Genomic DNA, 12,275 nt, shown 5'->3' with positions numbered 1-12,275 from the left:
CTAAGAGGTTTTAGACGAAGAGGATGGCTGTACCCGCAGCCGTGAAAGCAGCATGCCTACCAGGAAAATAGACAGGGTGCCCACAACGATAATCATATGCACATGCAAAGGACTGCGCAGATGCTGCCAGCTAGCCGGCAGGTATTTCGACAGCGACATCCAGATAATAATCAGCATCCCGATAATCGTGGCTGTCAATGCTGCTGCATTCTTTGTTTTTGATATCATACCCAGGAGAAACAAGCCCAGCATGCCACCGGCAAAAATGCCCGACAGCTCCCACCACATATCCAGGATACTCTTTACGCCTATCATGGCAATACCAAAAATGATGGCCAGCATACCGCTCACGGTAGTGGCCATGTATAATACCTGCATATCCTTCCGGGAAGTGGATACCGGGGAGATATACCGCTGGTAAATATCTTTCAGAAAAACAGTTGCCGTACTGTTCATACCACTGCTCACCGTACTCATTGCAGCCGAAAGTATGGCTGCTACAATTAATCCCAGCAAACCTTTCGGCACCTTCATCACCATGAACAAAGGCAATACCTTATCGCCATAATCGGCGGGCGTCAACGACCCGGGCGCAACCTGTCTTTCCGCCGCCGCCTGTTGCTTTATCATGGCCAGCATATCCGGGTGTTGTTGCACGTAGGCGTACAATGCCGTGCCGATAAAGAAAAATACCAGGCTTACCGGTACATACCACCATACGCATACCCAGATACTGCGGGAGGCCTCCTGCGCGGAGCGGGCCGTATGATAACGCTGTACATAGTTCTGGTCCATCCCGAAATTATTCAGGTTAATAAAGAACCCATATAAAAACACCACCCAAAAAGTAGAGCTGCCAAGATCCAGCATATTAAAGCTGCCTAATGAAAACTTTCCATCGGCTACGCCTATATGAAAAATATCCGTTACGCCATGTTGCATGCCACTGATCACCAGTCCCAGTATAATCAATGCCCCGGCTGTTTTGATAATTCCCTGTAATACTTCCGTCCAGATCACGGCCTCCATCCCTCCAAGCACCGTATATACAATGATACAGCCCCCGGTAACGGTCATGATAGTACGCATTTCCAATCCCGTGAGCGCCTGTAATGCCAGGGCCACCCCGAAAAAGATAGTCCCCATCCTGGCCAGCTGCGTCAGTATAAAGCAGATCATGGCGTATGTGCGGGCCCACGGGCCGAAGCGACGTTCCAGGTGTGTGTATGCACTCACCTCCCCACTGTGGCGGTAGAACGGCACGAAATAGCGGGCGGCAATAAACGCTGCGGCGGGCATCGACAAACTGAAAACAAATGCGTTCCAGTTGCTGCCAAACGACTTCCCCGGCACACCCAGGAAAGTGTTACTGCTTAAAAAAGTGGCGTACAGCGATAATCCCAACGCCCAGCCTGGAATATTCCCGGATGCTGTTGTAAATTGAGCTGCATTCCTATTTTTCCTGGAGAACCATACGCCTACCAGGATCATACAAAGCAGGTAAATCGCAATAACAGCCAGATCTATTAAAGGCAAATAATGCATATCAGTTTTTCTATTTATTACTTACGTGGAAAACAGGAATATAATGCATTTCGGTTGATACCACTAAGGTTGGTAATTTTTACGGTTCAAACAATGTTGAATGTTATGAAAAGAATGGCTTAAATTACTGTCATCATGAGTCACACTGCCGCCAACATGCCGGGTACCTGGACCCTGCCAGCTCAGCTGCAACGCAAGCTGGAAAAGCATCCACTGGGAAAAAACCTTTTCATCACCGCTATCGGGCATTACCCCGAACATACTGCCAGCGCCATCCGCGAGTCAAAGGGTGCGCCAGTATATACCCTGCTGTATGTGCTGCAGGGCAAAGGTACGGTGACCATCGGCAAGCGCAGCGCTGCGCTGAAAGCCAATCAATACGTCCTGATTCCCAAGGGCACCGCTTTCCAGGCAGATCCTGCTACCGACCTTTCCTGGCGGATCTATACCCTGCAATTTGCCGGTCAACTGGCCGACGACATGTATGGGTACCTGGGCACTAACCTGCAACCACGTACTATTCCCCCGCTGGTGGGCCGCAATGCGCAGTTTGATGATATCCTGCACCACCTCGATCTTATGAATAATATTGAGAATCTCTTATACGCCAACTTCCGCTGTTACAGCTTCCTCGGCACATTCCGGCTCAGCGTTTTCAATTATATGAGAAAAGGCGCCGACAATATCATCGAACAGTGTATACAGCTTATGAAGCAGCGGCTGGACCAGCACCTGACGCTGGCCAATCTTTCGCGGGAAATGGGTATCTCCGCTTCTTATCTTTCTGCCTTGTTTAAAGAAAAGACCCGGTATGCGCCTATACAGCTGTTCACCTCCCTGCGCATGCAGAAAGCCTGTCAGCTGCTGAAAGAAACGCCCTGGAGTGTCAAGGAAATTGCAGCAGAAATGGGCTATCCCGACCCCTATGCATTTTCCCGTTCATTTAAACTGGTGATGGGAGTAGCGCCGAAAACGTTCCGGGACAAGCGGGGCTATAGAGAGCAGAAAGCGGAAAGCAAAAAGCTATTGTCCCGAACGAACTTAGCAAATATAAAATCGCGTTGATCATTCGGGACAATAGCTTTCTGCTCTCTATAGCATCACTACTTTGCCGGTGCGTACCGATTCATCGCAGGCGAAGGCGATACGCAGGCTGTTAATGGCGTCCTGCACGTGGTCGGTGAGATCGGTGTCCTCCTGGATAGCATGCAGGAAGTAGCGCTGCTCGCGGTTGCAGAGTTCCTGGTGATCCGGTTCCTCTTCCGTATTAATCCAGCTATCGGCTTCCACAAATTGTCCGTTGGCATCCAGGGCGGCATGGTGGAAACGCAGCGACTCCGTTTTCGTATGTGCGGCCACGTTATCAGAGTTGCCGCTGCTCCCCGCTTCTTTGGCCACAATAGATACAGCGCCTTTAGGCCCGATCACATCCTTCACGAAGAAGGCGGTTTGGCTCATCATAGGCCCCCAGCCGGCTTCATACCAGCCTACAGAGCCGTCTTCGAAACGTATCTGTAACTGGCCATAGTTATAGTTGCCATCGGCCACCTCATCGGACAGGCGGGCGCCGATAGCGCTTACCTGCAACGGTTTAGAGCGGGTCATCTGGCACATCACATCAATATAATGTACACCACAATCTACAATGGGGCTCAAACTTTTGAGCAGGTTGCGATGCACCTGCCACATGTTACCGTGACTTTGCTGGTTGAGGTTCATCCGCATTACCAGGGGCTTCCCCAACTGGTGAGATAGTTCCACAAATTTTTCCCAGGAAGGATGGTGCCGTAAGATATAGCCTACCACCAATTTTTTTCCTGCCTTGCGGGCGGCAGCAGCCACACGTTCTGCTCCTTCGACGGTATCAGCCAGTGGTTTTTCTATGAATACATGACAACCATTTTCAAAAGCGGTGATCGCAAAGTTTTCATGTGTGTCTGGGTAGGTGGATATGCAAACAGCATCCGGGCGGGTAGCTGCCAGTGCCGCTTCATAATCGTTGAACAAAGCATAGCCTCCACCCAGGCTGTTGTTCAGTACTTCTTTACTTGTTCCGGTAGAGACAAGACCGCAGATGTCAAAGCCATCCAACGTATGATAGGCCGTTGCATGGGATGCCCCCATGTTACCGCAGCCTACTACTAACACGCGCAAACGTTTTGCTGTTTCAGACATAATTTCCTTAGTTTTTCATTATCCAGATTCGTAAGATACAGTGCCGGCAATAGAATTGCAAGTAACGGCCGTGCTAATTCTTTCAACAAACTGTATATTTACGTTTTAACCTACTGTATGAATCGAGCAAAAATAGTGGTTATCGCCGGCGCAGTTGCGATGATAGCAGCCTGCGGACAAAACCAGCGTACTATCAAAGAAAAAGACAATGCCGATACTACGTCAGTTGCAGCAAGTAACGGCGCCTTCCCTTCAGCCAGCGTACCGGTAGAAGACATTGACCCTACTCCCGATCAACAGGCCAGGCGCACGGCCTCCGAAAAGATCTGCGCCGCTCATGGTATTCCCGTATATAAAAATCCACGCGCATTGTTCGCCATGCCAGAAAAAGAAGTCAGCCTCCGTAGTAAAGACGAAGTGGTAGACCGGGCCATTGCACTATGTTTCATGGAATTGAAAAGTGAGCAGCCAGCCAAAGAGGTACTCGATGAGTTCAGCAGGCATTACCGGGTAATGGAAAAACTGAGTGATAAAGAAACCATATTTGTAACCTCTCAGAGCCCCACCAGCCAGGAGATGATGGATGCCAACTGGAGAGCGGAAGGCGCACATGTGATGCTCTGGGCATTGGGATATATCGACAGCCTGTCATATCCTTCCACTCCCTGCAATGTTGCAGAGGATGTACATCATATCATCAGTACGTCCGAAGCGGATTTCCGGAATAAGGCAAAACTGAGAAGCAAGAAAGAAATCCTGGACCAGGCCGACCTGATTTTACGATATGAGTGGGCTTGTGTAGATGCCCGCCTGAGTAATGCGCCAATGCCCGGAGACCTGATCAGCGACGTAGTGATGGAACGACATTATGCCCTGAACTGGTTGATCCGCTACCTGAATCAGGATTGGGATAATGTCAGTACGGATTCCTGAGAAAAAACACAGGTGATATTTATCACAACAACTATTTAAGAGGATGGCAAACAGCGAAAAAAAAGCTACGTTAACATCTCGCAAAACATTGGTTAACAATAACATAAACACATAATCATTCAACCGCTTCCAGGGAGAAAATTTGCATATTACCAATCTTTTAATTCGCAAAAAATTCGCGCGGAATGCAGGATTATATGCTATATTAGACAAGTGGAACTAATGATCGGCAGGCTTTTTGATAATAAGCGACCAACTATACTTAGTTCAAAACGATGAAAACAGGCTTACAAAAAAGCCCAACTAATAACATGATGCCACGGGTTAACCCTGAAACTGTAGAAGCATGGGGCAACACCAGATCATAAAGCTGGAAAAATACATGAATCAATACCAACATTATTCTTTTGACCTCTGGTTAACACTCATCAAATCCAATCCTTTATTTAAACAGGAGCGGACGCGATTTTTTTATACCCACTTCAACCCGCTGCAGAAGCCGGAAGCAGCCGTGGGCCGGATTTTCCGGAAGGTAGACCTGATGTGTAATGCCATCAACGAAAAAACGGGCGGCAACATCGACGCGGAGGAAATGTACCTGATGGTGATCAATGAGATCAACGATTTCAGTCATTCGTTCGACACCATTGATCTGCCGGCACTTTACCAGGAAATGGAAAGCCTGGTGCTGCGATACCTGCCAGTGGTTTATTGTTCGCAAACCGTGAAGGTGCTGCGGCAGTTAAAACAAAACCCCGGTACTACAGTGAGCCTGCTGAGCAATACAGCTTTTATCAAGGGGAGCACGCTGCGTAAAGTATTACAACAGCTGGAACTGTCGCCCTATCTCGACTTCCAGTTATATTCCGACGAAGTGGGTATGTCAAAGCCCAATGCGGCATTGTTCCGGCTTATGCTGGATACCGTAGCCGCCAACAGGCAGCAACCGGCTGCTTTAGCGGATATCATTCATATTGGCGACAACAAAAGAGCGGATATACTAGGCGCGGATGCCATGGGCATTGCTTCGCTGCTGATCAATTCTAATCATCAATGTATTTCAACCCTGCTTAACTGATGACGACTACTTATTCATTGCACAAAATTACCGATACCGGCAATTTCGGATTTTGCCCTGATGACTACAGCCGTTTCAAGTTTGGAGACGATGAAGTGGCAGAACGCTTTGGCATAGGCCTGGCGGAAGGGTTTATCAAGGCACACCTGGAAAATGGCCCGGTCCCCCAGCTGGTAGTAGTATCCAGCCCCTACTCTTTTATTCCTACCGCTACCTTTGCGATGAAAAACCATTTCGTTTTTCGGCTCAATCGTTGGCTGGCCGCGCATGGATACCCCGTGTTACAGGAAACCAAGGTACACCGCACCATTACCTATAAAGAGGATTACGGAGAGCTGGATGCAGCCCAACGACTGAAACTGATCGGCAACGATAGTTTTCATATCGACAAAGCATTCCTGGAGGGGAAAAAAATCCTTTTCCTCGATGATATCAGGATTACCGGCGGACATGAAAAAATGATTCTCAAAATGGTGGATACTTACCACCTGCAGAATGACATTTACCTGTTGTATTATGCCGAATTGCAGAATAAGAGCATCCATCCTAATATTGAGAACCATCTCAATTACCATTTTGTGAAATCAATTTTCCATCTGGAAAGAATTATCCAGCAGGAACCATTCTTTATCAACACCCGCCTGGTGAAGTACATATTGAACTATGACTACGAATCTTTTTGTATTTTCCTGCAAAATCAATCGGATAAATTCATAAATCTTTTGTATAATATGGCGCTGGGCAATGGCTATCATACGATTGAAGCCTACCAGAAAAACCTTAACTTTATCAATAATTACTTATTCAACAGTAAACATAAAAGCGTACAACATGGCAATTAATTTGCAAAAGGGACAGCGGCAGGCGATCAATGCGCCTAAATTCACCATAGGATTGGGATGGGATGCCAACGCATCTACTACCGGCACCAGCTTCGACCTCGATGCCTCTATCTTCATCATGGGTGAAAACAGAAAATTATTGTCTGATCAGCACTTTGTTTTTTATAATAACCTGGTTTCTCCCGATGGCGGTGTAGAACATACCGGCGACAACCTCACCGGTGAAGGCGCCGGCGATGATGAACAGATCAAAATTGATCTTTCCAAAATGGATCCCCGCGTAACGGAAGTATGCGTGGTAGTAACCATTCATGAGGCGGAAAGCCGTCGCCAGAACTTCGGACAGGTAAGGAACTCCTATGTGCGTGTGTTCGATCCCGTAACTAACGAAGTGATCCTGAAATATGAGCTGGAAGAAGATTTTTCTATTGAAACAGCTGTAGAGTTTGGCCGCATCTATAAACGTAACGATGAATGGAAGTTTGAAGCCGTAGGCGTAGGCATGAAAGGCGGGCTCCAGGATTATCTCAACAAATACAATTAATCTATTTAAAATTACTATATCCTTATGGCAATCAATCTTCAGAAAGGTCAGCGTATTAACCTCGAAAAAAGCAATGGCGCCAAGCTGCAACACATCTGTGTAGGTATCAACTGGGGCGCTATCGAAAAGAAAGGCCTCTTTGGTTTATCCAAAACCAAGGAAGCGGTAGACCTGGATGGTAGCTGCGCCCTGTTCAACGAACAGAAACAATTGCTGGAAGTAGTATACTTCGGTAACCTCCGCTCAAAAGATAATGCTATCATGCATAGCGGCGATGACCTCACAGGCGATTTGAACGGCAACGATGGACTGGATAATGAAGTGATTACCCTTGATTTCTCCCGCCTGAATGCCGCCACCAACTATGTCGCGTTTGTGCTCAACAGCTTCCGCGGCCACGACTTTGGCACTATTCCATTTGCTTCTATCCGCATTTATGAAGGCACGCCTTCCCGGGTAAACGAAGTATTTGCTACGTATGATATTGCCAGCGGTCCGGGCTTTGCCGGTCACGTATCCATGGTGATGGGCGTGTTTTACAAAAAGAACGGCGAATGGAAATTCAATGCTATCGGGGAACCTACCAGGGATAAGAAGCTCCAGGAAACGGTAAATACCGTAGCCATGAACTACCTGTAGTCCCTGCATTTTCTGATCACTTATTGTAAAGTCATCATCACTATATAATCAGATACCTTATGGAAGTAAACCCAAATGTTACAGACCAGACCTTACCCGCGGTGCGGTTGGATAAAGACGGCAACGCCGATTTATCCCAGATTACGCCGCAGGATGCGCAAAAATATTCAGAACTGAATAAGTCGCTGGTAATTACGGATGTCAACTCCATCCTGAATTATGGTACCGAGGTACAAAATTCTATGGAAAGGTACAGTAACGAGTTTCTCACCTCTGTGCGTACCTACAATTCCGGCGAAGTAGGAGGTTTGATCAACGACCTGCTGTCGGAATTAAACTATATTGACGTTGATGAACTAAACCAGGGCGGCTTTAAAAGCTTCCTGTCTAAGGTACCTTTCCTGAAAAAGATTGTGTTCGACGCACAGAAGCTTTTCCAGAAATACGATACCGTTATTGCCAATATCGACAAGATCACCAACAAAATAAAAGCGGGTCGTATCAACTCCCTGAAAGACAATAGTTCCCTGCAAACGATGTTCGACAGCAACGTGAACTATATCAAACAGATGGAAGACTTGATCATTTCCGGTCAGCTGAAATTCAATGAGCTAAATGAGAAGCTGGCGCAGATGGAAGTGAATGCCGCCAACTACAACGACTATGAAATTGCCGACCTGCGGGAATTCATCAGCCGTTTGGATAAGCGCCTGGCCGATATGAAGGTGGTGCGTTTTATCATGTTGCAATCGCTGGCACAGATCAGGCTGGTACAAAACAATAATACATCTATCGCTGAAAAAGCCCAGTCTATTATTTCCACCACCATCCCGGTATGGAAAAACCAGCTGACCATTGCCGTAGCCCTGCAAAGACAGAAGGCCAACGTAGAAATGCAGCGCAAGATTTCCGATACGACCAACACCATTTTACAGAAGAATGCCGACCTGCTGAAACAAAACAGCATCGAGGTAGCGAAAGAAAATGAAAAGACCGTCGTATCAATCGACACGCTGAAACGTACTACCCAGTCGTTGATTGAAACCCTGCATGAAGTGAAAAGAATTCATGACCAGGGCGCTGAAAACCGTAAAGTGCTGAATGGCGAACTACAAAACCTGGAAACAGAACTGAAGAAAAACGTAACTAACGTTAGCTAATTGAGATAAAGTGATGGAGGATAACCTGGCAAGAATATTAAATGACTCAAATAAAACCATCAGCAAGCTACAATTGCTGTCCGCTTTTTTTGAAGAGGAGATTATTTACAAAATATACCTCCGAAGCCAGGTTGTCCATAAATTATTTGAAACGAACCCGGAACTCGATATCAATAAGCTGGAGCTGTTTCACTTGCAATACACCGCCACAGCCATTGAATTGCTGAAGAAAATAAAGACCAGCAATGAGCGGAATGTGAGCCTCATCTTTGATGAAATACAGATCAACAAAGAACTGATCGACAAAATCAATGACTCTGTTTTCTCAGAAAAGAATTTTAACCTGGACAAACAAAAGCAGGCACTTAAAATTAACCTGTCTCTCCGGAAATTGTACCAAGTGCTCTCTGATGGCTCCGAAGACTACCCTTTCTCCAAAAACATCAATGCCTTTAGCGCCCGCTTTTCCCAGGATTTTTATTTTGATATTTCCCCGGAAACATTGCAGGCATTGACGAGTTTTACCCCGGAAGAAGTATACCGGAACAACTATGCCATTATCCAGAAAAAGCTGATGGGATGGCTTTGTAAGACAGACTTCCGCAACGAGTTTTTCTACGGACTGAAAGCAGGGAACCTGGTGGTGGAAATTTATAAATTTACTACGGAAGATAAATTCTTCATTTATTATCCTTCCAAAAATCTCTTTCTCTTTTGTGACCCTTCCCAGGTAAAAGATATCGACTGGACCAATACCCTTTCTAAAAAAGCGAAACTGATACAGGAGCTAACCGATAAAAATGATCAGTTGATGAGCCGGGCCAATATCCTGAAAGTGGCTATACCGGACAATGTAAAAGGAGTGTTGGAAGAGTATTGCGAAAAAATCGGGGATGTAAATTTCCTGCAGAATATCGGCAACTTTGATGTACAGACGAATATTTTAAGGACGATGCTGAATACCGACGCTATCTGATAAAAGAATTGCACCAATCCGGAGACTGGTGCAAATCCTGTCTTATTTCTTTTCCAGCTCAGTGGAAGTATTGCGCTTAGGCACGTTCAACAGGGCTGAAGTAATAATCGGTACGATAAAAATACCCACTGTTAAGATGGAAGTCATAATATCTGCCTGTGAGCTTTCCAGGAAGTGTGTCAGTCCGGACTCCGGGAAGAAGTGCTCGTAAATAGACAACGTCAGTTTTATTCCCAGGATACCAATCACGATAAAGGCGGCTGCTTCCAGGAACGCAAATTTTGTCATCAGCTTTACGAAAGCCTGCGCCACAAAACGCATGGCCAGGATACCGATAAATACGCCAAGGCATACCAGGATGATATTATCGGTAAAGGCTACCGCCGCAAAAATGTTATCGATGGAAAACGCCATGTCCATGAGCTCTACCAAGGCTACTGTAGCCCAGAAAGGCCCGATGGCGCCCACAGTTACTTTATATAGCCATTTTTCAGATTTATCAATACTTTCTTCCTCTTCTTCTCCGTTGGCAGCTTCTTTTGCTTTTTTGTCTCTCCACCAGCCATATACCAGGTATAACAGGTACAGACCGCCTAATGGTTTTAGCCACCAGATTTTAATGAGGAAGGAAGCGAACAGCATCGCTAAACCACGGAACAGGTAAGCGCCCAAAATACCATATTTCAGGGCTCTGTCACGTTGTTTTTCCGGCAAATCCATTACCATGGTAGCTAATACGGCTGCATTATCTACTGACAACAGGCTTTCGATGATCACAAGGTTCCCTACTATGATCAGGGAAGGTATGGGATTGTCAATAATGTGTTGGATTAATTCATTCATCGCTGTTTGTTTTTTTATATAGGTTTTATTGATTGGCCATTGTAATAATTACGACTCTTCCTCCCTCCTCGCGGGACAACAACAATTTTTTCCCATCTGTTAATTCCACCATGCTGCCCACAGGGATTTCCTTGTCTTCCGTGAGGTCTTTCAGCGCCGGTAATTGCTGGTTTACCAGTACCCATTTGCCGTGGTAAAAAGTAAAATAGCCTACCGGCACCTTTTGTTCCGCGCTGAGCCGCTCGTTGCGGACCACATTGCGGTTCACATGCCATTGAAACAGGTATTGGTTGTGGTATACCATCAACCGGTGATTTTCGGGCCTCCACACTGTAGGTTTGAACTCGTAATAGAGATCCAATACCGGCAGGGTACCTTTATGCGGCGCACCACAGAAAGGGCATTTGGGAGAAACCGTATTGTCGAACACGTACCATTGCTGTTCGCAGGACGGGTTGCTGCAGGGCTGCATCAGGTCGGTCGTTTTCAACAGCGCCTGTTCCCACATATCGGCGGGCGGGCGCTGTGCCGGATCATGCAACCCTGTCACGAATGCCTGGTGAAACAGCTCTTTCAGGTAAGGTCCAGTGATGGTGTATGGTATTTTAGTGACATCGGCCCAGGGCAGTTCTTTGGGATTGAGGTGCTGCACCTTTGGCCGGTTAGACGCATCTGTTGGATGCTCTATAAACAGCGCCTTTTCTCCCATCGACAGCAGGTCATCTTTTTCAGTATCCAGGTCATGTACTTTTCCTCCTTTGAGGGGATGGCGGTACAGGAGGTACATATAGATCATCACAGCCAGTGCGTGCAAGTCGGTAGTGCGATTGGGCAGCTTCCTGCCCGGATCTTTCACATCCAGGTGTTTGGTAGCCAACACTTCCGGCGCAATGAAATCGGCGGTGCCAATAACATCGGGCGGGTACAAGCCTGGTACCACCAGCCCGTCGATATCAATAATAGCGGCAGATTTGGTAACAGGGTCTACCAGCACATTTTTATAGGAGAGATCTGAATGCGCCAGGCCTGCGGCATGCAGGCGCTTTACGCCACGAACTATATTTACGCATACCTGGTAATAGCTTAGCCAGTTGCCCAGTTCTGTTTCATCGAGCCGTAAGGCAAATTGCTTATTGCGGAATTTTGGGGAAGCAAACCACTTCCCTTCTTTCTCTTTTCCTTTAATAAGATCATTGGCGGCATATCCCTTCTTAAAGAAAAAATGTCCGGGATAGCAGGGCACAATGAGGCCCACTTGCTTATCGGTGGAGATCATGTCGGTAGGCCAACAATAGAGGTCCTTATAGTAGCTGCCGCCTTCACGGTTAAAGAAGCTGTTGTGATAATCGGTTACAATCTTTTTCAGCCTTTCTTTGGCATTATAATCGGGCATATCCCGGTAAAATGCCACTACATAAGATTTATCCGGGCTGAAGTATACGTCTTTCATCCCGCCACGCATAGGTTGCCCGTTATCAACGTATTGATAAGTTTTTCCTGTGTGAATGACGGAGCTGACTGTTTTTGTGTTCATATAGCT

General features: G+C 46.7%; 12 protein-coding genes. 8 read left to right on the top strand and 4 right to left on the bottom strand.

Features of this window, described 5'->3' with window-relative positions; genetic code table 11:
* Window positions 1-1,545 (bottom strand): sodium:solute symporter, encoded by a 1,545-nt coding sequence (locus tag HGH90_RS15795; protein ID WP_168762972.1) that lies wholly within the window; start codon window positions 1,543-1,545, stop codon window positions 1-3.
* 135 nt (window positions 1,546-1,680) lie between these two features.
* On the opposite strand from HGH90_RS15795, the gene HGH90_RS15790 reads away from it, so the two are divergent.
* Window positions 1,681-2,610, top strand: coding sequence for an AraC family transcriptional regulator (locus HGH90_RS15790; protein WP_169191509.1), 930 nt, complete (start codon window positions 1,681-1,683; stop codon window positions 2,608-2,610).
* A gap of 27 nt (window positions 2,611-2,637) precedes the next feature.
* Here HGH90_RS15790 and HGH90_RS15785 read toward each other — a convergent pair whose 3' ends face one another.
* On the bottom strand, window positions 2,638-3,720 hold the full coding sequence (locus HGH90_RS15785; protein ID WP_168762970.1) for a Gfo/Idh/MocA family protein: 1,083 nt from the start codon (window positions 3,718-3,720) through the stop codon (window positions 2,638-2,640).
* Between the two features lie 117 nt (window positions 3,721-3,837).
* On the opposite strand from HGH90_RS15785, the gene HGH90_RS15780 reads away from it, so the two are divergent.
* The 7 genes from HGH90_RS15780 (at window position 3,838) to HGH90_RS15750 (ending at window position 9,892) form a co-directional block, all read left to right on the top strand.
* A complete protein-coding gene (locus tag HGH90_RS15780) occupies window positions 3,838-4,653 on the top strand; it encodes a DUF4272 domain-containing protein (RefSeq protein ID WP_169191508.1) in 816 nt (271 codons plus the stop codon).
* 346 nt (window positions 4,654-4,999) lie between these two features.
* Complete coding sequence (locus HGH90_RS15775; RefSeq protein WP_211092903.1) at window positions 5,000-5,731, top strand: HAD family hydrolase; 732 nt, start codon at window positions 5,000-5,002, stop codon at window positions 5,729-5,731.
* Window positions 5,731-6,573, top strand: coding sequence for a phosphoribosyltransferase family protein (locus tag HGH90_RS15770; RefSeq protein WP_211092902.1), 843 nt, complete (start codon window positions 5,731-5,733; stop codon window positions 6,571-6,573). Before HGH90_RS15775 ends, HGH90_RS15770 begins: the two co-directional genes overlap by 1 nt.
* A complete protein-coding gene (locus HGH90_RS15765; RefSeq protein WP_145667271.1) occupies window positions 6,563-7,117 on the top strand; it encodes a TerD family protein in 555 nt (184 codons plus the stop codon). The genes HGH90_RS15770 and HGH90_RS15765 overlap by 11 nt, the downstream gene beginning before the upstream one ends.
* Before the next feature lie 24 nt (window positions 7,118-7,141).
* Window positions 7,142-7,756, top strand: coding sequence for a TerD family protein (locus tag HGH90_RS15760; RefSeq protein WP_168762968.1), 615 nt, complete (start codon window positions 7,142-7,144; stop codon window positions 7,754-7,756).
* 59 nt (window positions 7,757-7,815) lie between these two features.
* On the top strand, window positions 7,816-8,916 hold the full coding sequence (locus tag HGH90_RS15755) for a toxic anion resistance protein (RefSeq protein ID WP_168762967.1): 1,101 nt from the start codon (window positions 7,816-7,818) through the stop codon (window positions 8,914-8,916).
* Between the two features lie 10 nt (window positions 8,917-8,926).
* Window positions 8,927-9,892, top strand: a complete 966-nt coding sequence (locus HGH90_RS15750) for a hypothetical protein (RefSeq protein WP_211172647.1) — start codon at window positions 8,927-8,929, stop codon at window positions 9,890-9,892.
* A 42-nt stretch (window positions 9,893-9,934) separates the two neighbouring features.
* On the opposite strand, the gene HGH90_RS15745 is transcribed toward HGH90_RS15750, so the two are convergent.
* Both HGH90_RS15745 and HGH90_RS15740 read right to left on the bottom strand, forming a co-directional pair.
* On the bottom strand, window positions 9,935-10,735 hold the full coding sequence (locus HGH90_RS15745) for a DUF475 domain-containing protein (protein ID WP_168762966.1): 801 nt from the start codon (window positions 10,733-10,735) through the stop codon (window positions 9,935-9,937).
* A gap of 25 nt (window positions 10,736-10,760) precedes the next feature.
* The gene (locus HGH90_RS15740; RefSeq protein WP_168762965.1) at window positions 10,761-12,269 is read right to left on the bottom strand and encodes a helix-hairpin-helix domain-containing protein; all 1,509 of its coding nucleotides are present in this window, start codon (window positions 12,267-12,269) and stop codon (window positions 10,761-10,763) included.
* Between the last annotated feature and the right edge of the window lie 6 nt (window positions 12,270-12,275).

It is taken from the genome of Chitinophaga sp. Ak27 (assembly GCF_012726295.1).
Taxonomy (GTDB): domain Bacteria; phylum Bacteroidota; class Bacteroidia; order Chitinophagales; family Chitinophagaceae; genus Chitinophaga.
Note: the sequence above shows the minus strand (reverse complement) of the source record. Positions and strands in the feature narration are given on the sequence as shown.